At 39.2% G+C, this 24644-nt stretch carries 24 protein-coding genes; 1 reads left to right on the forward strand and 23 read right to left on the reverse strand.

Translation table 11 applies throughout. The features are described 5' to 3' along the window. Positions 1–165: 165 nt before the first annotated feature. The 14 genes from HMPREF2832_RS03460 to HMPREF2832_RS03525 form a co-directional block, all read right to left on the reverse strand. Positions 166–1656, reverse strand: coding sequence for an LA2681 family HEPN domain-containing protein (locus HMPREF2832_RS03460; protein ID WP_070505929.1), 1491 nt, complete (start codon positions 1654–1656; stop codon positions 166–168). Beyond that, positions 1643–2665, reverse strand: coding sequence for a hypothetical protein (locus HMPREF2832_RS03465; protein WP_070505555.1), 1023 nt, complete (start codon positions 2663–2665; stop codon positions 1643–1645). Before HMPREF2832_RS03465 ends, HMPREF2832_RS03460 begins: the two co-directional genes overlap by 14 nt. Before the next feature lie 558 nt (positions 2666–3223). Further along, the gene (locus HMPREF2832_RS03470; RefSeq protein ID WP_070505556.1) at positions 3224–3832 is read right to left on the reverse strand and encodes a helix-turn-helix domain-containing protein; all 609 of its coding nucleotides are present in this window, start codon (positions 3830–3832) and stop codon (positions 3224–3226) included. A gap of 785 nt (positions 3833–4617) precedes the next feature. After that, complete coding sequence (locus HMPREF2832_RS03475) at positions 4618–5601, reverse strand: acetylxylan esterase (RefSeq protein WP_070505557.1); 984 nt, start codon at positions 5599–5601, stop codon at positions 4618–4620. Positions 5602–5706: 105 nt separating this feature from the next. Then, positions 5707–6474: an alpha/beta hydrolase gene (locus HMPREF2832_RS03480; RefSeq protein ID WP_070505558.1), complete on the reverse strand. Its 768-nt coding sequence runs from the start codon at positions 6472–6474 to the stop codon at positions 5707–5709. Positions 6475–6540: 66 nt separating this feature from the next. Continuing rightward, positions 6541–8112: a signal recognition particle protein gene (ffh, locus tag HMPREF2832_RS03485; protein ID WP_070505559.1), complete on the reverse strand. Its 1572-nt coding sequence runs from the start codon at positions 8110–8112 to the stop codon at positions 6541–6543. Positions 8113–8129: 17 nt separating this feature from the next. Continuing rightward, positions 8130–8345, reverse strand: a complete 216-nt coding sequence (locus HMPREF2832_RS10470; protein WP_037606554.1) for a hypothetical protein — start codon at positions 8343–8345, stop codon at positions 8130–8132. Positions 8346–8347: 2 nt separating this feature from the next. Next, entirely contained in the window at positions 8348–8680 is a 333-nt protein-coding gene (locus HMPREF2832_RS03495) for a putative DNA-binding protein (protein ID WP_003001435.1), read from the reverse strand. 80 nt (positions 8681–8760) lie between these two features. Further along, entirely contained in the window at positions 8761–9705 is a 945-nt protein-coding gene (locus HMPREF2832_RS03500) for a 3-oxoacyl-[acyl-carrier-protein] synthase III C-terminal domain-containing protein (protein ID WP_070505560.1), read from the reverse strand. Between the two features lie 12 nt (positions 9706–9717). Further along, entirely contained in the window at positions 9718–10983 is a 1266-nt protein-coding gene (locus HMPREF2832_RS03505) for a F390 synthetase-related protein (protein WP_070505561.1), read from the reverse strand. Then, positions 10949–11776, reverse strand: coding sequence for an MBL fold metallo-hydrolase (locus tag HMPREF2832_RS03510; protein WP_070505562.1), 828 nt, complete (start codon positions 11774–11776; stop codon positions 10949–10951). Before HMPREF2832_RS03510 ends, HMPREF2832_RS03505 begins: the two co-directional genes overlap by 35 nt. Beyond that, complete coding sequence (locus HMPREF2832_RS03515; protein WP_070505563.1) at positions 11751–12728, reverse strand: NAD-dependent epimerase/dehydratase family protein; 978 nt, start codon at positions 12726–12728, stop codon at positions 11751–11753. Before HMPREF2832_RS03515 ends, HMPREF2832_RS03510 begins: the two co-directional genes overlap by 26 nt. Continuing rightward, positions 12725–14002, reverse strand: a complete 1278-nt coding sequence (locus HMPREF2832_RS03520; protein WP_070505564.1) for a glycosyltransferase — start codon at positions 14000–14002, stop codon at positions 12725–12727. Before HMPREF2832_RS03520 ends, HMPREF2832_RS03515 begins: the two co-directional genes overlap by 4 nt. A 227-nt stretch (positions 14003–14229) precedes the next feature. After that, on the reverse strand, positions 14230–14928 hold the full coding sequence (locus tag HMPREF2832_RS03525) for a GntR family transcriptional regulator (RefSeq protein WP_003016564.1): 699 nt from the start codon (positions 14926–14928) through the stop codon (positions 14230–14232). 128 nt (positions 14929–15056) lie between these two features. Between HMPREF2832_RS03525 and guaA the strand changes: the two genes are divergently transcribed. After that, positions 15057–16622: a glutamine-hydrolyzing GMP synthase gene (guaA, locus tag HMPREF2832_RS03530; RefSeq protein ID WP_070505565.1), complete on the forward strand. Its 1566-nt coding sequence runs from the start codon at positions 15057–15059 to the stop codon at positions 16620–16622. A 191-nt stretch (positions 16623–16813) separates the two neighbouring features. Here guaA and HMPREF2832_RS03535 read toward each other — a convergent pair whose 3' ends face one another. The 9 genes from HMPREF2832_RS03535 to HMPREF2832_RS03575 form a co-directional block, all read right to left on the reverse strand. Beyond that, positions 16814–17824, reverse strand: coding sequence for a DUF1002 domain-containing protein (locus tag HMPREF2832_RS03535; RefSeq protein ID WP_070505566.1), 1011 nt, complete (start codon positions 17822–17824; stop codon positions 16814–16816). Between the two features lie 238 nt (positions 17825–18062). Continuing rightward, complete coding sequence (locus tag HMPREF2832_RS03540; protein ID WP_003007284.1) at positions 18063–18665, reverse strand: lysozyme family protein; 603 nt, start codon at positions 18663–18665, stop codon at positions 18063–18065. Next, a complete protein-coding gene (locus HMPREF2832_RS03545) occupies positions 18665–19639 on the reverse strand; it encodes a nucleoid-associated protein (RefSeq protein ID WP_070505567.1) in 975 nt (324 codons plus the stop codon). Before HMPREF2832_RS03545 ends, HMPREF2832_RS03540 begins: the two co-directional genes overlap by 1 nt. 8 nt (positions 19640–19647) lie before the next feature. Then, the gene (gene glyA / locus HMPREF2832_RS03550) at positions 19648–20904 is read right to left on the reverse strand and encodes a serine hydroxymethyltransferase (protein ID WP_070505568.1); all 1257 of its coding nucleotides are present in this window, start codon (positions 20902–20904) and stop codon (positions 19648–19650) included. Between the two features lie 35 nt (positions 20905–20939). Further along, positions 20940–21554 carry an L-threonylcarbamoyladenylate synthase gene (locus tag HMPREF2832_RS03555; protein ID WP_070505569.1) on the reverse strand — a complete coding sequence of 205 codons (615 nt, stop codon included), beginning with the start codon at positions 21552–21554 and terminating at the stop codon, positions 20940–20942. Continuing rightward, positions 21541–22377, reverse strand: a complete 837-nt coding sequence (prmC, locus tag HMPREF2832_RS03560; RefSeq protein ID WP_070505570.1) for a peptide chain release factor N(5)-glutamine methyltransferase — start codon at positions 22375–22377, stop codon at positions 21541–21543. The genes HMPREF2832_RS03555 and prmC overlap by 14 nt, the downstream gene beginning before the upstream one ends. Beyond that, on the reverse strand, positions 22377–23456 hold the full coding sequence (gene prfA / locus HMPREF2832_RS03565) for a peptide chain release factor 1 (RefSeq protein WP_003007273.1): 1080 nt from the start codon (positions 23454–23456) through the stop codon (positions 22377–22379). The genes prmC and prfA overlap by 1 nt, the downstream gene beginning before the upstream one ends. Before the next feature lie 9 nt (positions 23457–23465). Then, entirely contained in the window at positions 23466–23945 is a 480-nt protein-coding gene (locus tag HMPREF2832_RS03570; RefSeq protein ID WP_070505571.1) for a GNAT family N-acetyltransferase, read from the reverse strand. A gap of 21 nt (positions 23946–23966) precedes the next feature. Next, a complete protein-coding gene (locus tag HMPREF2832_RS03575; RefSeq protein ID WP_070505572.1) occupies positions 23967–24551 on the reverse strand; it encodes a thymidine kinase in 585 nt (194 codons plus the stop codon). Positions 24552–24644: the final 93 nt, after the last annotated feature.

Below are 24644 nucleotides of genomic sequence, written 5' to 3' on the forward strand. Positions count from 1 at the left end.
GCAATCAACAAAAAATGTACAAAATAAAAATAAAGTACACTGCTTAATGAGTGTACTTTATCCTTCTAATTCAGTTTTATCAATGGTTTAGATCTAGTTAAGTCGATTAGTTAAATGAATTTAGGCTATTGCTTTTTATAACGACTATAAATTGTATGTTCAATGCTATAATTTATCTTCCGAATCTACTTCTTCATAATTTATCGGAATTAAAACAACTTTACTGCTTATAGTAGATTGTTTTTCATTTTCACTTATTTGAATGGCATTTTTGAGTGAAAAAATAACTTCTCTTACAAGATTTAATAAATCTAATGCAAACTCTTGAAGTTCAAATTCAGTTAGATACAGTCTGGTTTCATTATTATCTTCATTATCTTCACTTCCATTAAAAATATTCAATGTTATATTAGTAAATCTGTGCTCTAAATAATTTCTAATAATTTTCAATCGCTTTGAGTTTGGATTAGCTGTTAAAGAATTATCACCATTATCAAAATCTTTCTCTATCCAAAATATAGATGACAGACCAATATTCTTATCCAACATTTTATTTAAATCACTATTTGATCTCCAAATTGAATGGAAATTTACTTGTCGAGTTTTAATTTTTAAAGAATAATATTCATTTATAAACATAGCTACTTTATCTAATAATGAATATAGTGTTTTAAAAGATGCTTTTAATCCTTCAACTCGGATAGAGTATTGTACATAGTCTAGACAATCAATAAGATAAACATTCTCATCAGCATAATGAACCGAATCAACCTCAATGCTATTAAAACAGAGATAACGGGCATAAACATATTCTTGCTTAATTTGATTAAACATAGAAATGTATTTGTTTAAATCTTTATCCGATTGAAACAATAAACTTGGTAGTAAAAGATTACCATCATATCTATTTATATCGTCAGCTTGTAAATCATTAAGTGGATTAAGATACAGCCCGTTGTTCCAACACCATTCACGATACTTTTGTGAATTGGGATTGTAATCAATGTCTTTACAAGAACATTCATCTAAGTCTTTATAATTAAGATATTGTTCATAAAGTTCAATAAATTGTTTTTCTGCATAATCAACTCTGTTTGGGTCTGAAACAGTTATGCTTGTTTCTATTAAATTTTTAATTTTTTTAATAAAGTGAAGATGTTCGTTATCATTCAAAAAATTACGATAATGATGTAGACAAATAGCCAAGTTACCACTAGCCATTGTGAATTTTGGATTGATTTGTATACATTTACAATACATCTTAATAGCTAACTGTTTTCTACCACAAGCATCTAATAGATTTGCGTAATTGGTGTATAGTGAACATAATAATGGGTGAATAAAGCTATTGTTCTCAGGATTTATATCAATATTATTTGAAATTTCGATAGCTTTTCTAAAGTAATAAATTTGTTGAACTGTACAATCGGTATCTATGTTGAATACTAGGTTATCACTTAGTTCAAATATATCACCATATGCTGTCCCAATAGAATAAAATAATTGAATTTTGGAAATATCATCAATAGTGTTTTCCATATTTTTTCCAAATTCTATTAGTCTATAGATTTCCTCTATATTTTTATATTTAAAAGCATTATCGAAATCCTTTGATAATTTAAGTACACTATGATTAATTGGATTATTTGTTAACATCTTCATTCCAAACTAAATATTTCGATTTTAAATTTGATTTTCCTTTATTTTCCTGTTCTTCAACTAACATATCAGATAAAAACTCTTTTATCATATCCCAATTAAAATTCTCTTTAAAACCTCTACTACCATCAGAAGGAACATTTAATGAAAATGTTGCAAATACAGTTTCACAAGTTCTTCTTGGAAATTTTGCTAAGTAAGAATCAAAAAATGAATTTGAATACCTATAATGATGGCTATGAATAAAGTCTTTCCATGTATTTAGCATAGTCTCTTCGTCTACAATATCTATTACGGAAACTTCTTCAAGTGGTCGGTCTTCAATATTTCCCCATGCTTTTTTCATTAAATTAACAGCATCTACATCGCTCTTAGGAGCACTGTATCCAAAAATAGTTAACATATATGAATGATCGACAAAGTAATCTAATGCTTTCCAACACCAATTTATGTATCCATCGGAAGAATAGTCTTTGTTTTTTACGGGATACAATAATTTTGTTGGATTTAATTTTTTATAACATGTTGGGCAATAGTAATCTACTGTTCCAAACTCAGTGTGTTCTTCACAAAAACCGACAGCTACATTCCCATGTAAACAAAGAATTTGTGGCAGGTTCAGAGTAATTTTTGAACAGCGAACATAAGCTTGTATAAGTAAAGGGTCCCAATTAAACGTAGCTATGCAATCTTTATTAGTTAAACTTAATATTAAAAGATCATAAATTGTTGGTTCATCAGGTAACTCCAACGAAGCAAAATAATCATAGAGTCTTTCTTCTAGCTTTCTAACTATTTCAGAGCATTCTTCTCTCTCAAATAATTCTGAATAGATATCTTCCAAATTTTCGCTCTTTGTCTGTAATTCAACACCAGCAAGAATTTCTTCTAAATTAAGTTTTTTTAGCAATCCATTCATAACTGAAGAGCTTTTCCCATTTTTATCACCATCTGGAATTGCTGCAATAGTAGCACCAGCGCCTAGAATAACTGTATGCGATCTCATCTCATTTCTCCTGAAAGTCTTTTGACACTATTATACCACTGTATCTACTTTATCTATGCTTCAAATACTATTAATATAGCCATAAATATTTTAAATAAAATGTACAATTGAACCGTCACTCCTTCTACTGTTACTTGAGTAAAAAATGTACAAATCAATTTCTTAGATTTGAGGATGTTATGTACTAGAAAACATACAAAATACCACCCCAGAATAATGTACAAAATAAAAATAAAGTACACTTTTTAAAGAATGTACTTTATGCTTCTAATTCAGTTATATCAATGGTTTAAGTCTTGTTTAGTCAATTGTACATAAATTTTTAGTTTACTGGAAATTTTTTCAATTGTACATTTTCTTATACCCCAATTTGTAAAACTAAGCTAATCAGAAAAAGAGTTCTACATATAAATAGAACTCTTATAATCTAGGATATTGTGTTAACTCTCTAGTTATTCTTTAATGCTTCCTTAATTTCACCTTGTGAGTGAACAGGATTTAAAGCAAAAAAATAAGAGCCGATGGGCTCTTATAATTATCTCTATAACTTGTAATTTTTTATTTACTTAAAACTTTTCTTTGCCAACTTTTCTCATTACATTTTGGACATTTCATATATCTTGTAGTTCCAAAGTGCATTGCAAAATATACTTTACTGTATTTTGGAACATATTTATTATGGCATTTTTGACATTCATAATAACCTGTTTCTGTTTCTATTTTTAATGCAAATGAAACACCTATTATTAAAAGAACGAATGCTAATATAAACAACAATATTCTTGCTATATTATTCTCTATTAAAAATGATGTAACAAAAATTAGTGTTAAAAAAGATATTGTTGAGCCAAAACCAATAAAATTTTCATACATCATTAGTTTTTTATTTTGCATTTCTTCCTTTTTTGCCATTTCTAACAAATTTTTTTCTGCTATCTCATTATAATTGTTCATATCAATCATCTCCCCACTTAATAATTCATTTACACTTATTTTAAGTTCATTACATAAATCTAGCATAATTGATGAATCAGGCATTGCTTTTCCATTTTCCCATTTAGATATAGCCCTATCTGTAATATTTAACTTTTCTGCAAGTTGCATTTGAGTCAAATTATTCTTTTTCCGACTTTCAGCTATAAATTTTCCAATTTTAATCTGATCCATAACTTTTACCTCCTTCAATTTAAGTGTAAATTATTATTATTAAAAAGTACACATACCATTGGTTGAGTGGGATATTTTTTATATCAACTAATGGTTGAATAAGTGTAAATTGTCTTTATAATAGTGATACAACTAAGCCAACAATTAAGCAGACAATTAGTCCAATAAGTTCTCCAATAATTGAGCCTTTTATATGAAACAAATAGTTATGATATTCTTGTATCATATCTTCCGTACCTTCTATTATAAATTGTTTACTACGGCAAAACCATATTATCATTAAAAAACTGCATAAATTTATCAGCCATAGTAGCTCCTATCATTTAAAAGTCTATACATAGTATTTTTACAACAATCCTTTAGCTTCATATAAATTCAATAATAAAATTAGGAATTTTACATTTAGAATTATTGTTCTATCTATTATTCATTATACCATCAACAAAATAAAAATCTATATCTTGCGTTCAATTGAAACTTAAATAAGCTTCAAAAAATGTACAATTGAACCACCACTTCTTCTACACCTATTAGAGTCGAAAATGTACAAATCAATTTCTTAGATTTGAGGATATTATGTACTAGAAAACATACAAAATACCACTCTAGAATAATGTACAAAACAAAAATAAAGTACACTTTTTAAAGAATGTACTTTATGCTTCTAATTCAGTTGTATCAATGGTTTAGCTCTAGTTAAGTCAATTGTACATAAACTTTTAGTTTTTTTTAAACAAAACAATCAGCAAATCTCACGGATCTACTGATTGTTTTTCTTCTGTATCTTATTTTTCTACATACTGAAATGAAATCTTGCTACCACAGAGCCAATTGTATACACGATCATTAACTTGGACATTCATAGCTTCATGGGCATATTCTGGCATGATTAATTGCTCTTTTGGACCTTCTAATCGATTATAAATGGCAAACTGTGTCACAGGATAACAGACATCATCATCTAATCCTGTAATCATATGAACCTGTCCTTTAATGCGATGGGCAAAATTTTTCACATCAATATAGGCTAAGGTCTCCATGATTTGGTTTTCCGTTTCATGGAATGGATCATGGAATTTGAAATAACGGAAAAGCTCGTCATAGGCTTCACTGGTGTTTCCAATCTCCAATACACGTCTGAAATCCGATAAGAATGGATAAATGGCTACCGTTCGTTGGATTCGGGGATTCAATCCGGCAGCTACCAGGGCCAGGGCACCACCTTGAGAGGCTCCATAGCTGGCGAGTTTGCTGTTGTCAACTTGAGGAAGGCTGGCTACAATTTCAATTAACTGGTAAAGATCTAAGTAGACATCCTTATAAAATAGCTCATCTGGACCTTCCACAACTCCGCGGATAATCTGTCCTTTTACGGTATTCCCAAGTGGTGACCGATCTCCGTCTGTTGAATAGCCTGATTGACCTCTTACGTCCATAGACACAACTCCATAGCCAGCTACTGTATAAGCCAGCATGTCTGTCCAATCCCAACAACGGCCCATATAACCATGAAAATGGAAAATAACTGGAACCTTTTGATCTGTTTCTGGGAAAACAACTCGTGCATAAACAAGACCATTTCGTGTTCCTTTAAAGCTTAATTCATAACAAACAACATTTGGAATGCTGAAATTTTGTTCTTCAAGCTTGTATTCAGGAAGTTCAGCAATGTTTGCTAAGGCTTGATTCCAAAAGGTATCAAAGTCTGCGGGCACTTCATCACGCCCCCTGTAATTCTTCATTAATTCTAGTAATTTAGGATCTTTCATAAAACCCTCCTTAGGTATATGTAATCGCTACCAAAAATGTACCATATTTACTTAAGGATTGCAAGAGACAAATAAAAATTACATAACCGAAATTATGTAATTTACTTATAGATTCAAAAATAGACTTAATTGTTTCACTAGATCTGGATTAGTGGGTAAAGCTGAATGATGAGCCTTGCGTCCTTTTAAATTCACTTCTGTATAGGCTTGTTTCTCAAAAATAGATTGTGCTGCTTGAGCACTAGAGAGGGGAACGATACCATCTGATGTTCCAGAAAAGCTACCGACAAAATTAAGGACCTCTACTTCTTTTCCTAAGCGATGCCTCCATGTTTGAAAATCCTCATACATCTCTTGATTGAATTGGTATGGACTTCCAATAATAACCAGCTTGCTTACGGTCAGCTTTTTCTTTTCTAAAAAGCCACTTTCCAATAAACCAGTCAAAACCAGTCCACCATTAGAATGCCCGACTGCCTTAAACTCTGTAAAATGATAGTGATCCAAAAGGTAGGTAAGAGCGATCTTAAGGGATTCGATTTGCTGCTTGATATTGCTGTAGCCGTCACGATTATTCTCAAAGCCAATCACAATCATCGGATTCGGCTCTTTTGTATTCAGTCTGCCTTCCATCTCTATAGACTCATCTTTATTGACTTTTATTTTTAAGAGACTCTGCTTTTTTCTAGAATAGCGATGGAGCATGCGGATGGTTCCATTGAAACGCTGAATACTGGCTGAACTACCAGGTACAAAGATGATCGGTCTGATCGGTGGTTTCTTCGACCCTTTTGGAAATTCAAAGGGCTTGCTGTGCGAAGAAAACAATCTTGCAAAGAAACGAATGACTTGTTGAAATAGTTTTTTTAACATCTTTCCTCTAGTAGTAGTTTCTAAAAGAACCCAGAACAGTGTGTTCCAGGCCCTTATTAGAAACGATTATTTCCGTTTTTTCTTATTTTTGCGCATTTGTTTGGCCATCTTGTTCATCGCCCGTTTCATCATAAATTCACCGGCTTTTCCTTTGAGACCGCCACCAAACATTTGGCTCATATCAGGCATTCCAGCGCCTCCGCTAAGAGCTGACAAGTCAGGCATGCCACCTTGTCCCATCATGCCTTCGAGGGCAGACATATCTGGCATTCCACCAGGCATATTCTTCGGCATGTTGTTTGGATTGAGCCCCATTTGTTTCATCATCTTGTTCATATCGCCAGAGAGGACGCCTTGCATCATCTGCTTGGCTTGGTTAAAGTCCTTGATGAATTTATTGACTTCGACAAAGGTGTTCCCTGATCCAGCTGCAATCCGACGACGACGGCTTGGATTTAATAAATCTGGATTTTCGCGTTCAGCTGGGGTCATGGATGATACAATTGCACGTTTGCGAGCAATTTCTCGTTCATCGACCTTGAGGTTCTTCATGGCAGGGTTATTGGCCATCCCTGGAAGCATCTTGAGCAGATCTTCCATTGGTCCCATGTTTTGAACTTGGTCTAATTGATCGATGAAATCGTTGAAGTCAAAGGTATTTTCCCGCATCTTTTCAGCGAGTTCAAGAGAGCGTTTCTCATCGTATTCTTGAGAAGCCTTCTCGATCAGTGTCAGCATATCCCCCATACCGAGGATCCGACCAGACATACGGTCTGGGTGGAAGGTTTCGATATCGGTGATTTTTTCACCAGTACCAGTGAACTTGATTGGTTTTCCAGTAATCTGACGAACAGAAAGGGCCGCACCACCACGGGTATCCCCATCGATCTTGGTCAAAATGACCCCGGTTACTTCGAGTTGTTCATTGAACTCACGCGCCACATTGGCCGCTTCTTGACCGATCATGGCATCGACAACCAAGAGGATTTCATTTGGTTCAGCTAGGGCTTTAACATCGCGCAACTCGCCCATAAGTTTTTCATCGATTTGCAGACGACCAGCTGTATCGATCAAGACATAATCATTGTGATTGGCTCTCGCCTGCTCCAAACCTTGACGAACGATCTCAACTGCAGGGACTTCTGTACCAAGTGAGAAGACAGGAACATTGATCTGTTGACCAAGGGTCTTCAACTGGTCGATGGCTGCTGGACGATAGATATCGGCCGCAATCATCAAAGGACGTGCGTTTTCTTCCTTGACCAATTTGTTGGCCAATTTACCCGCAAAGGTTGTTTTACCAGCCCCTTGAAGACCGACCATCATGATAATGGTTGGAATCTTTGGAGATTTGATAATTTCTGCTGTTTCTGAACCCAAAATCGCTGTCAATTCTTCATCGACAATCTTCACGATTTGTTGGGCAGGGTTCAAGGTTTCAATGACTTCATGCCCTACAGCCCGTTCGCGGACCCGTTTGATGAAGTCTTTTACAACAGGGAGGGCAACGTCGGCCTCTAAGAGGGCTAGACGAATCTCTTTGGTTGCCTCTTGGACATCCGCTTCAGAGATTTTCCCTTTCTTACGAAGATTTTTAAAGACGTTTTGTAAACGTTCGGTTAAACTTTCAAATGCCATTATTTTCTCCTATTTTTTCAATTCAGTGGAAATCGTCCGAAATGTTGCAAACATTCTAGTTCTTCGGGTGTGACTTCTTTCATGATTTCATTTGGATATCCCCAACAGCTAAAACCTATTTGCATAGCTTTGGAGATATCATTGGGCGAGATAATCTGTAGTCGAGTAGGAAATACTTCCTCTGCGACTAATAGTTTGCAAGGTATTCCTTGATAAATGACGAGACTGCCCATAATCATTCCCGATTGTCAATGCTTGATAAAATTTCAACCTGCTCTTGTAGAAAAGTATCTTCCGGATAGCGTTCTAAAATCTGATCAAAAATCTGGCTGCGTACAATGTAATCGGAATACATATGGAGTTTCATTTCGTAGTCTTCCAAAATTTTTTCTGTACGTTTAATATTGTCATAGACCGCTTGACGGCTCACTCCAAACTCTTCTGCAATCTCAGCCAAGCTGTAGTCATCTGCGTAATAGAGCTCGATATAATTCATCTGCTTGTCCGTCAAGAGCGCTGCATAAAACTCAAAGAGCGCATTCATTCGGTTGGTTTTCTCAATTTCCATACCTTTCATTATATCAAAAAAGCCCGCTAAAGACTAGCGGGACTTGATTCTTTTTGAGCTTGAAGTAAGAGGATTCATCATTAAAGTTTCAGTGCCAACATATTGACCGTCATCCCTGCTGCAGTTCCCATCAAGAAGATGGTATCTCCTTCCTTCACATATCCGTGATCCAGTGCATAGGCTAGGCCGAAAGGTACGGCTACCGAAACCATATTTCCATAATCACTGACAATATTGAGGTACTTGTCTTTGCCGACTCCCAATTTATCCATGACGAGTGGCAAAGCGCGACTTGCTTGGTGGGGAATAATATAGTCTACAGCATCTTTAGAAATGCCTGATTTTTCTTGGAATTTTTGGAACATTTCTGGAATAACACGGGCAGAAAGCAAAAGAATTTTCTTCCCTTTCATGTCAAACATGAAATCAGTCTTGGTTGCTTCAGAGTACAATTTCGGATGATAAGCTGTCAAACCACCACGAATTTCGGTATCGTGGGCTCCCTCAGACCAGGTACGTTGCATACTAGCAATGATTCCTTTATCTTCCTTTGTTGCTTCAAAAATAAAGGCTGCAGCGCCATCGCTAAACAGTTCAAAGCTTTCTTTTTGTTTGGGATTAAGCCCTAGGCTTCCTACTTCACTGGATACAATCAGAACCCGTTGGTATTCACCACCTTCAATCAGATAAGAAACAGTGCTCAAAGCTGATACAAAACTGGTACAAGTGGTATTGATATCCATAGCAGGAATCGTCAGTCCCTTGGCCACGCGCTCATGTATAAGAGCTGCTGTACAAGGAATGGGCTGAACACCAACCGCACTAGCAGAAATCAGGCAGTCGATGTCTGTCATCTCAAGTCCTGCATGTTTTAAAGCTGCCTCAATCGCACGCGCTGCAAGATCAATCTGTGTTTCTTCTCCTTCTTTCACGCGGTAACGAGTCTGGTCTTTGAAAGTTACTGTATGAGCTGGAAGCGCTGTTCCATAGCCTTTAATTTGCAAATGTCTTTTTACGGTAGTCATAGGATTCTCCTTTTATTGAAGTCGTTGAACACGTTTTAATTTACGTGTTGAGTCCCATTGGTAATCGATAAATAGAATACTTGGGAGAATGAATTGTTTTTGCTGAGCTAAGAGTTCAAATTGAGTAAAGATCGCTTGCTCCATAGACTCTGTCCGGTGACTCAAGGCAATGGTAATGGATCCATCTGCCAACTGAGTTACTTGATAGTCCTGAATATTTTCGACAAAGAGAATGCACCGTCGAATAAAATCCGGATAGATCATCTGGCTACTGCCATCTTCTTTTTTGAAATAGAAGATATCATCTGATCGTCCTTCGATCTTTGCGATTCGAGTAAAGATGGAGCCACAAGGACAAGGGGACTTTTCTTCCACCAGAATATCATTGAGTCGGTAGCGATAGATGGGTTGACTCGTTCGTTTGAAATCCGTAATAATCGGATAAAAGCGGCTATCATCAAGATACTCTTTTTCGACATACAAAATATCTTCGTTGAGATGTAGATTGCCTTCTGAACAGGTACAAGCTAAAAATCCCTCTGTCGCTTGGTAGACCTGATCAACCTTGTCTAGTTGAAAGGCTTTGGCAATGATCTGTGCATCTCGATCTCCTAGGATCTCTGCGACAGAGACAACCTTGACGGGTTGGATAGGAAGTTGCTGATTGCTGACATAGTTGGCTAACTCAATCAAGGTTGAAGCTGGTGCGACCACAATGGTTGGTTGATAGTCTTTGAGACGATCTAAATGTTCCTTGCTATCCTTGAAAATATCAAAATATTCCAAGCGGATAAGGCCTGAATTAATGGTTTGATAGAGTTCATTATCCGCTCGTAAGAAAAAGGCAATGCGATGACCAACCAGGTTTCCTTTTGGCAACATCTTGGCTAAGATTGCTGCAGCCCACATACTTCTTTCTTTTTCTGTGGTGACAAAAACTCCTCGGTGGCCGGAAGTCCCAGAAGACAAGCCTACTGCTACTTCTCCATTCATCTCGGTAAAATCTCGCGTTTGTTCTCCGCGAATCGCCATCTCTAAAGCCTGATCTCGATCCACTCCCAGAGTATTGAGTTCATTGAAATGCGTCATCATGAAATGCTTATTCATGGTCCCAAAGGATTCAGGAGAATGAGTCTGGAAATAGGGAGACTGAGAAGTGATAAAAGTATGGTAGCGTGCCAATTGTTTATCTTGGTATCGCTTCAAGGCCTCTTTTGAACGGAATCGATGGCACCATCTGGTTTCAATAAAGGTTTTCAGAAAGACTGTTTTTTTCATTTAAAATCCTTTCAATCCGATCTTGCGGGTCGTGGCTGACCACAACTTGAATGCCATCTTGCAAGAGTGTTTCCAGCAAATCAGCTCCTTTTAAATAAGCCTTCTTATCATCCTGAACCAAGGAAGGAATGAGTCGCATTTTCCGTGTGAAAGGCAAGAGGTCTACTCCCCAAGAAAGATCTGCTCCAATAAAGAGCTTGAGCTCATCCAGATAAAGACAGCCTTGCCCTCTCGCATGCCCATCGATAGACGATACGAGAATGCTCCCATCACCAAAAAGATCCGCAGTCGGGCGATAGGGGAAAGCAGGATGCCTTTGATCTGCTTTGAGACAAGTCACCCGATCTTTGAAATCAGCTGGAAGAAACTCTTTAAAAATCAGATCTTTAAATTTCGGTTTTTGGTACACCTCATAGACTTCCTGGGTAACAACGAAATGAGCATTTGGAAAAAGTGCTGCTCCACCGAGATGATCAGGGTGCAAATGCGAAAGAATCACATAAGTAATTTCTGCCGGATCAATCCCCCGCTCTTGCAATAAATAATCGATCTGGTCTTCTTTTTTCATCTGCATTGGGGTGGCTAGACGGTACCAGAAATACCGAGCTTTTTTCTTAATCTCGTAGTGATAGCCGGTATCGTACAAAATATAGCCTTTTTCACGGTGCTGAATCAAAAAGACACCTGCTGGAAATTGCATTTTTTTATTCGGAATCCCTTTAAATAAGAGACCAGAATGACTACTACAATAGCCTGCTGGAAAATAATCAATGTGCTTGATCATGTTGGACATAATTGTCAATCCCTTCTTCAATGGTCATTTTTGGATAGTAGCCAAGTTCGATTTGAGCCTTTTGAATATCGAGGGTTTGGCTATATCGAAGGAGATAATAGGTATAGCGAGTCAATGGAGGTTCAGCTTTCAGATGGAATAATCGATACACTCCTTCAAGGCTATAGGCCGCACCTGCTACAAGACCTGCTGGAATCTTCCGATAGCGAATCGGTTCTCCCAATCCCTTTAATGTTGTTTCGGTCAAATACTTAAAGGTCTTTGGTTCCCCATTTGTAATATTATATACTTGTCCGTGTGCTTCTTTAGTTTCCAGAGCCAAGCGAATGGCTAGGGCAACATTCTCCACACAGGTCATATCCATGAGCTGCTCTCCTCCTCGAATCAAAGGAATTCCAATTTTTCGACTGAGGCGTAAGACACGAGGTAAAATGCTGGTATCCCCCACACCAAATAATCCTCTAGGGCGCAAGATGATACTTGGCACATCTGAATAGTCAGAAAAAAGTTTTTCAGACGCCAATTTGCTTCGGATGTAATTGTTGAGGTGATTTTCTGTTGGAGCATCACTTTCCTTGATGTTTAATTGATTTTTTCCAGCTGCGTAAATACTGGGAGAAGATACGTAAACCAAGCGTTTTACCGCATATTCACGGCACAATTCAAGGACATTTTGAGTGCCAACTACATTCGCCTGATAGAAGGCCTTCCAAGGTCCCCAGGCAGTGGATAAAGCTCCTGCATGAACCACAGCATCAACAGACTGAAATGCTTGTCTTACTTCCTCTATAGAGCTCAAATCCCCTTTCACAAATTGGACGCGCTCATTTTCCAGGGCCTTTCCAATCATTTCATTTCGGCCAAAAGCTACAATGGAATAGTCGTGATCTAATAACTCTTCGATCACGTATTTTCCAAGGAAGCCAGTCGCACCTGTTACAAGAATTTTCATAGTTTCCCATCCGTTCCACGTCTTAATAATCGTTGAATCTCAAACTCCAAGGTATCCAACGGCTTGTAGGTTTTTGAAAGTTTGTTTAGTCTTTCTAACTTTTCCCAAGATTCTTTTTCTAATAGGGCCTTAAAACCTGCTTGAATCTCTTCGGTGCGATTGCGATGTGCTTGAAAAGCAATTCCTGCTTCTACTCCTCGAATCGCATAGTCAAATTGGTCATAATCATGTGGCAAGATCAAGGCTGGTTTTTTAAATTCGATACACTGATAAAAGATTCCAGCTCCTCCATGGTGAATGACATAGTCCATCTGCGGAATATATTCTTTGTAGGGTAGATATGAGACGACCGTCACATTTGGCGCTACTTCTTCTTCAGAGAATTCCTTTGCTCCATCTCCTAAGGTGACGAAAAAGTGACATTCTGGATGCTCTTTGGCCAACTGCTTAGTTTGCTGAAGCAAGTTCTCCTTTGCCCAAGGTAACTGGGTTCCACATGTCACGAGTACCTTCGTCTTGTCCTCGTAAGGACTGAGATCTAAAGGATAATCTTCTGCATTTTCAAGCGAAGTCCCCAAAGGGCCAAGCCACGCATATTGATGAGGGAAGTGTGTTTTCAACTCCAGCTCCATCATACCAATTCCAAAGATGGCATAAGGAGAGTAGATTGTCTCCACTCCATTTTGATTGTACAACTTGAAATTGTAACGTTTTAAGCGTTTGCGTAAGAGGAAAGCGCCACAGTATTTTCCAATGCGCGTGACTTTACGGCATAGTGCTTGGATCTTCTCTTCCTTCTTCGTGCGCGCGACTCCCATCCCTCCGAAGAAGCAAGGAGGACCATAAGGAGTTTCGATTGCAAATTGGGTTGCCATAGTGGTGATCCAAGGAATTTCTAACTCTTCTGCCACAAAGCCAGCTGATAAAGTAATAAAATCAGCAATGACAATATCTGGACGGTTGACGCGCCACTCCTCTAACAATTGATCCGATACATGATTAATCAAATCAAGACTCCTAGACAATTGCCGATAAGCTGAAAAGAGATTGAGTTTCTTATCGTTATTAGCCGCACGTTCAAATTCTTCTACTTTGTCCTCTAGAATCGGAACGACAGTGAAGCCAAGACTTTCTGTAACGGCCTTTTTCTGAGGTCCTGTGAAAACCCGGATCTCCATCGAAGGATCATCTAATAAGGGTTTAACGAGATTTAAAGTTGGGTACAGATGCCCACTCAAGGGAACAGCTACCACATCGATTTTAATTTTTTTCATTTTTTCCTGCCTTATATCTTTTTTTAGATCTAAAACTAGCTTCTATCTATTAATTCGTAAAAAAAATCAAAAATTGAAGAAAAAATAAAATTTTTTTAAATCTTTTATTTTTGACCGTACTATCACTATTTAGAAAGAATGACTTCAACCAAAAAAGCTCCCAAATGCCAAAGAGAGAAAGTCTCCCAAACATTTGAAGAGTTTTTTTATTACTGTGAATTGCGAGCTTAGTTATTTTCCAAATAAAATTCGAACCGCTCACCGACATACTGACTTTTTACATACTCAAAAGCCGTCCCATCTTCAAAATAGGAAACCTGTGTCAGACCTAAAATAGCCTGTCCTTTTGAAATCTGTAAATAGTCCGCAATCTTATCCTTGGCCAATCGCGCATAGATGGTCTGGTGCGACTTTCCAATCTTATAGCCATGACGCTCCAAGGTTTGGAAGAAATGGCTGGTAACCTCTTCTCGATTGAAATTCTTAATAAATTTCTCTGGAATAGAGGCCACTTCATAAACAACAGGGATCCCATCGGCATACCGGACCCGTTCCATCCGAATGATGGTCTCTGTCTTATCAATGCCCAATTTATCCACTTCTTGGAGGCTGGGAATGGTTTTCCGGTAAGAAATCACTTGGCTAGAAGGTTCCTTGCCTTGCGATTTCATAATTTCTGTAAAACTGGTTGTGCCCCGCATTTTTTCTTGGACGCGCGTGCTAGTGATAAAGGTGCCACTTCCTACCCGTCTTTCAAGCACTCCTTCTTCAACCAGAAGGGTGATGGCCTGTCTAAGAGTCATCCGACTAACCTGAAATTTCTCCGCTAGATCGCGTTCGCTGGGAAGACGCTCCCCGATTTTCCATATTTTTTGATCAATCTCAGACTTAATCTGATCATGAATTTGAATGTAAGCTGGAATCATAACCTTGCTCTTTCTCTGTGTTATCTCTATTGTAGCGTAAAATTCCTAATTCTTCAATCAGAGATTGGTAAAGACAAGGCTTTTGTGTTAGAATAGAGGAAAGTAAATTTCTTTAAGAAGGGGATAAGATGACAAACCTATCAACTGATTTGCATGATGTTGAAAGAATCATCGTGCTTGACTACGGTAGCCAATACAATCAGCTTATTTCACGTCGGATTCGTGAAATTGGAGTCTTCTCAGAATTGAAGAGCCATAAGATTTCTGCTGATGAAGTTCGTGCAATCAATCCAGTTGGGATCGTTCTTTCAGGCGGACCAAACTCTGTATACGAGGAAGGTTCTTTTGATATCGATCCTGAAATTTTTGAACTCGGTATTCCAATCCTTGGAATCTGTTACGGGATGCAATTGCTGACCCATAAATTGGGCGGGAAGGTCGTTCCAGCAGGTGATGCTGGTAACCGCGAATATGGTCAATCTGAATTGACTTTGACAGAATCTTCTGCTCTTTTTGCTGGCACACCAGACAAACAATTGGTCTTGATGAGCCATGGGGATGCTGTTACAGAAATTCCGGCTGACTTTATCCGAACTGGTTCTTCTGCCGACTGTCCATTTGCATCGATTGAAAATCCAGGCAAGAAAATCTACGGAATCCAATTCCACCCTGAGGTTCGTCACTCTGTTCACGGTTATGATATCTTGCGTAACTTTGCCTTGAACATCTGTGGGGCTAAAGGTGACTGGACCATGGACAACTTCATTGATATGCAGATCAAAAAAATCCGTGAAACCGTCGGAGACAAACGTGTCCTTCTTGGTCTTTCAGGTGGTGTTGACTCTTCCGTTGTTGGGGTTCTCCTTCAAAAAGCCATCGGCGATCAATTGATCTGTATCTTTGTAGACCACGGTCTTCTTCGTAAAGGAGAAGCCGATCAAGTGATGGAGATGCTTGGTGGCAAGTTTGGTTTGAACATTGTCAAAGCAGATGCTGCAAAACGTTTCCTTGATAAGTTAGCTGGAGTATCTGATCCTGAGAAAAAACGGAAGATCATTGGTAACGAGTTTGTTTATGTCTTTGATGACGAAGCAAGTAAGCTCAAAGATGTGAAATTCTTGGCACAAGGAACTCTCTACACTGACGTGATCGAGTCTGGTACGGATACTGCTCAAACCATCAAGTCTCACCACAACGTTGGTGGACTTCCAGAAGATATGCAGTTTGAACTGATCGAGCCACTCAACACTCTTTATAAAGATGAAGTTCGTGCGCTTGGTACTGAGCTTGGTATGCCAGACCACATCGTATGGCGCCAACCATTCCCAGGCCCAGGTCTTGCCATCCGTGTTATGGGAGAAATCACTGAAGAAAAACTCGAAACCGTTCGTGAATCAGACGCTATCCTCCGTGAAGAAATCGCCAAAGCTGGTCTTGACCGCGATATCTGGCAATACTTCACTGTCAACACAGGCGTTCGTTCTGTTGGGGTTATGGGTGATGGCCGTACCTACGACTACACTATTGCCATCCGTGCGATCACTTCTATCGATGGAATGACAGCTGACTTTGCGAAGATTCCATGGGAAGTCCTCCAAAAAATCTCAGTCCGTATCGTAAACGAAGTTGACCACGTCAACCGCATCGTCTACGATATCACAAGCAAACCACCTGCAACTGTAGAGTGGGAATAAAAAAAAGGTCCAGGGGACCTTTTTTTCACGAGCCAAAAATTAGCAAAGCGAGTTTTAAGGTCCAGGGGACCTTTTTTTCACTAGCTTAAAATTAGAATTTAGCAACCCTAAAAATGTCTTATAAAATATAAGAATCATTAAACACACAAAAAGCACTCTGACTTATTGTCTGCAGTGCTTTCGTGCTATTTTTAGCCAACTAAACCACTAAAGAATTTGACAATGGCATTCCAGATTGCTCCGAAGAAGCCAGCAATGGCATTCCACGCATTTGTGAAGAAGTTTCCACTGTCTTTTAGAATAGCATTTGTATCAAAATTGAGATTGATATTATTAAAGGTATCGCCTGCCTTGCCTACGATACTATCTTTCAAGTCCGACAAGGTTTTAGTAAAGCTTTTGCTACTGATAACACTACTCTTTGAGAGGTTGACTGCGAAATTCACGATCAAATTAATCTGATCACCTGTCACAGTTGTATCCAGCTTATAATTTTTCAGGATTTCTTCGACGATCTTTCGAATATCATCCTTGCTTAAATCCTGATTGTTCTGTTTGGCATTGGCTACTGCTGTTTTAATGTCGGTCAATGCTACGTTTAACTTATCCGCATCGAAGTTTTTCTTACCCGCGTTTTCTTCATTGATTCCGGATAGAGTCTTTAACTCTTCTTGGGCCAGATCTTTGCTTTCTTGAGAAACCTTGGCACCATTTTTCTCAAGCGAGTAATAGATCCCAGCTAAAGCACTTTCTCCAGTCACTTGTATAGGTGAAGCTACTGTAATTTGAGCATGCTCCAATCCAAGTGTAACGGCTGCATTACGATACATATCTGCAGTGACCTTGGTGATGTTTTGAGGCGTCACGATATTGACTTCTAGTGGCTTATTTTTGCCTAATTTTTGAATTTTAACAGAGGAATAAAGTTCCAAACTATCATCGTTCGCAACGTTCATAATCGAAGAATAAACCTCTGGTGTCATGGTCTTCCACTCCTCTTTATCTTTCGAACTATCGTAGTTCAAGAGACTTAAGGTTTGTTCGATTTGACTTTGGTCCAGCGAATAGCCCAAAACATAGTCTGGCTTGACATAGGTTTCATCAATAACTTTTTGCACATTGCTATCTGCAGAAACACGTGGGACAGCTGTAAACAAGGCCAAAGTCGTCGTTACAAACAATGCAATCTTCTTTAATTTCATCTTTTTCTTCTTTCTAACTCAAATCAACTCTGGGCATCTCATATTACCTTTCTCACCTCACTAGAGATGAAAAAAGAAGTAAATAAAGAGATTACCCACTTCGATTTTCATTATACAGTTGATTTCTTAAAACTAGCTTACAGTTCTTTTAAGAATGCATGACATTTTTATTATCCCTCAAAATCGGAGGCAGAACTGATCAGCTAAAAAAAGAGCCAATCGGCTCTCTGGAAAATGATTAAAACCATGAAAATAACTTCATAATCGTCATATTGGTTTCTACCAAACGGGAATAATAAATATTGCCACCATTAATGTAGAGTTCCATCCCGTTTAAAAGAGAGATAGGGTGGAGGTAAAGATAAGTTTCACCAGTTACATTGCCAAGACTTGGCGCTACCACATCCCGCGAATAAGCGCGGGCCAACTCTAAGGAATTTGTTCCACCGTGTTTTGCGACGTAATCGATGTAGTCTTTCCCAAAATTATAGGCTTGAACTGCAGTCCAGCTATCAACGCCTTTTTTCTTAGCTTCTTTTAACTCATCTGAAAGAGTTTGAATTCCTTGGCGAATACTAGCCTTATTATCACTAATAGTATTGGTCTCACCACTTGCACTCTCACTCGCCTGCATGACATCGTCTTCTCTGCCTTTGGTCTCCGTATAGATCATAGCAAGAATGAGATTTTCATTGGCCGTGGTGTCCTCTTCAGCAAGGACTTCTCTAACCAGGGAGCGGTACTGCATGACTTGTTTGACGTCATGATGGATCTGAATTCCCTTGTAGATTCCAAATATTAGTAAGATGAATAAGAAGATCTTCACTATACGTTTAATCATTATTTACTCTGTATATCCTCAATATTTTTGATCAAAATAGAATAGGTCCCGTTATCGTTTAGAATAAATTCAACAGATTCTGCATCTTCATAGACATTATTCGGAACGATCAGTTCAATTCCATTTGACAATGACAATTTCTGATTTTCGAACTTCTTCAACTGGCGACTTGCATCAATCTCTTCAAAGGTGACAGGCTCTGGTACAGCTTCTTTAACTTGGTCAATAAAACTAAGGCGAGCTGTTAGATTGTCGTCGAAGAGATCATCCGCTAATTTCTCAGGAGAGAGTTTATTTTCTTCCTCAATATGGTTAAAAATAGCTGATTTAACCTTTGATTGAAATTGAAAATCATCTGTGTTAAAGCTTTCCGCAATTTTCTGAGCTGTTTTTTCTAGTGCCTTGATCGATTTTTTAGGAGAGATCTTGGGTTGGGCCTGCAACAGATTCTCAGAAAAATAATTTAAGAACGTCCCGTTGTACTTGATCCGTTTTTCAATCAAGTGGTATTTGCGGCTTTGAAGATTGATGACCAAAGCTTCATCTGCACCAGTCCCAAAACCAGGTAGATTATTTTGCGTCAGCTTAATCGGATTGTCCACTTCACCGCCAAGATGGGTCAAGGTTTCCCGTAAGGCGATCCGAAGAAAGGCAAAATGGTCCACCCCTTCTTTTGAGAATTGAATGAACACCAAATCGTTGGTCTTTTGATTCTCAGAGACGACAAATTCTTCCTTCCAGCGATTCGCTACTGCGACCGATGTTTCTATCAGATCATCTGAAATCATCTCAAGAAAAGGATTGTCCTCTTCGAAAATACCGGTCCTGGCTTCATCAGAATAAACCCGTTCAATCTTTTTACGCAAGTATTCCTCAATTTTAGGCGTGATATTGAGAAATTTATCTGCCAGATAGAGATCGGTATCGTCGGGGCTAAATTGATGAATGATGGCTTTTTTTACGTAAATATCCATAAGATGGTTTAGTCCTCGTAAAGTGGAAAGGCGTCTGTCAAGGCTTTGACTTGGCTACGCACTTCATCTAATACTTCTTGATTATCCGCATTCTTCAGTGCTTTGATCATGAGTTCAGCAACGGTGCGACTTTCTTTTTCACCAAAACCACGAGCGGTGATGGCTGCTGCACCAATCCGAATCCCACTGGTCTTAAATGGAGACAAGGTTTCATAAGGAATAGAGTTCTTGTTGAGGGTGATATTGACTTCATCCAACAAGTTTTGCGCCACTTTTCCATTTTCAACGACTTTAGTGACGTCGACAAGGAAAAGATGGTTCTCTGTTCCGCCTGAAATAACGCGGAAATCTGGATCTTGCAAGAAGACATCAGCCATGGCCTGACTGTTCTTAATCACGTTAGCTGCATACTCTTTAAAGGCAGGATCCAGCGCTTCTTTGAAGGCGACAGCTTTGGCTGCAATGACATGCTCCAACGGTCCTCCTTGAATACCAGGGAAAATAGCAGAGTTAATTTTCTTAGCTAATTCCTCATCATTGGTCAAGATTAGGCCTCCACGAGGGCCACGAAGGGTCTTGTGAGTGGTCGTAGTTGTGATATGGGCATAAGGAACTGGACTTGGATGAAGACCTGCTGCCACGAGACCAGCGATATGGGCCATATCAACCATGAGCTTAGCTCCTACTGCATCTGCAATCTCACGGAATTTTGAGAAATCAATAATATGAGAGTAGGCTGAGGCACCAGCAACGATGAGTTTTGGCTTCATTTCTTGGGCTTGTTTTAAGATGGCGTCAAAATCCAAGAGCTCTGTTTCAGGATCTACACTATAGGAAACAAAGTTATAGGTTTGACCAGAGAAGCTCACAGAAGCTCCGTGCGTCAAATGTCCACCGGCAGCTAGATCCATTCCTATAACGGTATCACCAGGCTCAATCAAGGCCATATAGGCAGCACAGTTTGCCTGACTTCCTGAATGCGGTTGAACGTTGGCAAATTTAGCACCAAAGATTTCTTTGGCCCGTTCGATCGCGAGACTTTCGACCACATCGACAACATCTGTCCCGCCATAGTAACGACGACCAGGGTAGCCTTCGGCATATTTATTGGTCAGAATGGACCCTTGAGCAGCCATCACTGCCTTAGAGACAACATTTTCAGAAGCAATCAACTCAATATTATTTTGTTGACGCTCTTCTTCTTTAGCGATCGCATTCCATAGGTCTGCATCATAGGCTTTGTAATCTTCTTTATCAAAAATCATAGGTCTACTCCTTATTAAATAATTTTTTATATACATTATGACAGAGGAAGGTCTTCTTCCTCAAAAGAAAGCTCCGGTACTTGTTCCAGCAAGTCAGATTTCGTAATAGTACCCTGTCGCAATATCCTTGCTTTGGAACCAGAGATATCCAAAATAGTGGAATCTTGGCCAGTAAGAAAAGCATCGTCCTCAAAGCCAGGAACTAACTGATCAAATTCCTTTACAATAGCTTCATACTTTGTTCCACTAGCATATCCAGATAGATTTGCAGAAGGACCAACTAAAGGCCCGAATTTACGAATTAATTCCAAGGTCTTTGGATGGGCCGGTATACGAAAGCCAACTGTATCCATCCCTGAATGAATCCATTCGGGTACCTTTTCGTTGGCCTGGAGAATAATAGTTAAGGGCCCTGGTAAAAAAGAAGCAATGAGTTTTGATAAATAGCTAGGTTGACTTTTCGAATAAATTCGAATCGTTTTTTCATCGGCTACATTTAAATTCAGAGCCTTTTCTCTAGGTCTACGTTTTAATTCGTAAATATAATCAACTGCCTGTTGATCCAAAGCTTTGGCAAAAATACCATAGACTGTTTCAGTTGGCAGAATAACCGCACGTCCAGCTTCTAATTCTTTCTCAATGTGATCCATTGTCTACTACTACCATTCTATCTTGTCCAAATTGGTCTTTCAGAACGCGAACTCGTTTGTTAGGAAACGCTTCTTGAAAGAGCTCTTTTACTTTGGCTCCTTGCTTATAGCCAATTTCTAGATAGATCTTTCCGTCTGGTGTTAAAACACTTGGTGCTTGCTGGGCAATCTTTTCGTAGATGGCATATCCATCACGATCTGCAAAAAGAGCTAAGTGGGGTTCAGAGGCTAAAACATTGGCTCCGACTTCTTCTACATCATCGCGAGAGATATAGGGAGGGTTGGACACTATCAGGTCATAAGGACCTTCTAGTTCGTCCAGTACATCTGACGACTTGAATTCAAGGATTGCCTCTAAGTGCTGGGCATTTTCTTGAGCCAGGGCTAAAGCCTCTTCTGAGACATCGCTAGCTTGAACCTGCCAGGTAGGTCTAGCAAGGGCTAAGCTAATAGCTATAGCACCACTTCCTGTACCAATATCCAGAACTCGTAAGGTTTTCTCATCGTTTTCTTCGAGAATGAGAGCCACCAACTCCTCTGTCTCTGGTCGTGGAATCAGCACGCGCTCATCCACTGTAAAAACATGGCCACAAAATTCTGCACTCCCAATAATATATTGGGCAGGAGCGTGATGTTTCAGCTGCTCAAAGATGGATTCAAGCAAGGCCTGATCCTCTACTTCCACTTCTTTTTGCAAAGCAAGGACAAAGTCTGTAAAGGTCCAGTTTTTTAAAGCTCGATACGCGAAGGAGAGGCTTTCTGCTTCCTCTCCAACGGCTATTAATTCTTCTTCATACTGGGCTAATAATGGTCCCAACAACATTATTTGTTCAACTCTTCTAATTTTTGAGTTTGGTCATACAAGACCAAAGCATCGACCACTTCATCCAGTTTACCAGATAAGATAGTATCCAGTTTTTGAAGGGTCAAGCCAATCCGGTGATCGGTCACACGGTTTTGAGGGAAGTTGTAAGTCCGGATCCGCTCTGAACGGTCACCAGTCCCGATAGTTGACTTCCGCTCAGCGTCTTGCTCGTCTTGGGCAATCTGAGCAAAGTGGTCAGCCACACGCGCACGGATGATCTTCATGGCTTTTTCGCGGTTCTTCTGTTGTGTCCGTTCTTCCTGCATCTCTACCTTGATATTGGTTGGCAAGTGGACGATACGAACGGCTGTAGCGACCTTGTTGACGTTCTGTCCACCCGCACCAGATGCGTGGTAGATGTCAATCCGAAGGTCTTTTGGATCAATGTCATACTCGACTTCTTCGATTTCTGGCATGACCAGAACTGTGGCAGTTGAAGTATGGACACGACCTTGGCTTTCTGTCACTGGAACCCGTTGCACCCGGTGGGCACCAGATTCATACTTGAGTTTCGAGTAGACTGATTGACCAGAAACCATGGCTACGACTTCTTTGATCCCACCAACGCCATTGTAGGAAGCTTCCATGACTTCAAAGCGCCAGCCTTGGCTTTCTGCATATTTTTGGTACATCTGCAAGAGGTCACCAGCAAACAATTGGGCTTCGTCTCCTCCAGCTGCCCCACGGATTTCCAAGATAATGTTCTTGTCATCGTTTGGATCTTTAGGAAGAAGTAAGATCTTCAATTTTTCTTCGTACTCTTCTTTTTCAGCCTTAGCATCTTTTAGCTCTTGCTTGGCCATTTCTTCCAAATCCGCATCGCCGCCTGCTTCCTTAATCATTTCCTCAGCGTCAACAATGTTTTGAAGGACTTGCTTGTACTCACGGTAGGCTGTCACCGTATCACGCGTGGAAGCTTCTTCTTTTGAAAGCTCCATAAAGCGTTTGGTATCAGAGACCACATCTGGGTCACTCAGTAATTCTCCTAACTCTTCGTATCGGTCTTCTACAGCTTGTAGTTGATCATAGATATTCATGTTTGCTCCTTAATTCTTGATTGTTAGATCATAGATTGCTACAATTTCGTCTTCTATGACTTCGCCAGTTTCTTTAAATCCATAATGGAGATAGCAAGATCTCGCTTGATTATTTTCCGGTTCATAAGATAACCAAAGACTTGTTGCTTTTCCAGCTGGCTCTGTTCGAACAAAGTCAATAACTGCATCCATAGTCGGCTTAAAATAGCCTAAACCTTGAAATCGTTTATCGATCATAAAACGAAATAACAAGTAGTTCCCCTTGCTGATCCCAATTTTCTGGTCATAGGCAATCATCACAAAACCAACTAATACTTCCTTATCATAAACTGCTAAGGGAGCTATAAAATCACCATTTTTATCATATACATAGGCTTCAGCTAAACTAATGGAATTGGATGCAATAAAATTCCTTTGGTTTGGATGAACTTCTAGATTTAAAACGTCGAAATAATTCTCTATTGTAATATCTTTTAAACAAATAGACATTATTATCCTCTCTAAAACGTTCTAGACGCTTTCAGTTGGTATGTCTGGATTAAAATAATGTTTGCGGCAAACCGAGATATAGGTCTCGTGTCCACCGATCTGGATCTGCTCTCCATCATAGACAGGTTTACCCGCTTGGGTACGCAAGACCATGGTCGCCTTGCGGGAACAGTATTGGCAGATGGTTTTGATTTCCTCGATCTTGTCCGCTAACAAGAGGAGGTGTTTGGAACCTTCAAAGAGTTCATTTCGGAAATCATTTTTGAGGCCAAAAGCCATCACCGGCACATCCAGTTCATCTACAACCCTAGCCAAGTCATAGACATGGTGGCGTTTGAGAAACTGAGCTTCATCGATTAAGACACAGTATGGTTTCTTTTCTAGCCTTTGGATATAACCGAAGATATCCGTCTCATCTTCGATGGCCATGGCTTCTCGTTTCATACCGATCCGGCTAGAAACTACTCCAACTCCATCTCGTGTATCGATTGCCGATGTCATGATGACGACGCTCTTGCCTTGCTCTTCATAATTATGGGCCACCTTCAAGATCTCAATGGTTTTCCCTGAGTTCATGGTCCCATATTTATAATATAATTGTGCCATTTTCCTTCTGTTCTCTCTAAAATGTGTTTCATTATCATTTTACCATAATTTTGCTGACCTTTGTATCCCAAAATGTGATAAAATAGTCCTATA

This window comes from Streptococcus sp. HMSC073D05, from assembly GCF_001812015.1.
Taxonomy (GTDB): domain Bacteria; phylum Bacillota; class Bacilli; order Lactobacillales; family Streptococcaceae; genus Streptococcus; species Streptococcus parasanguinis_D.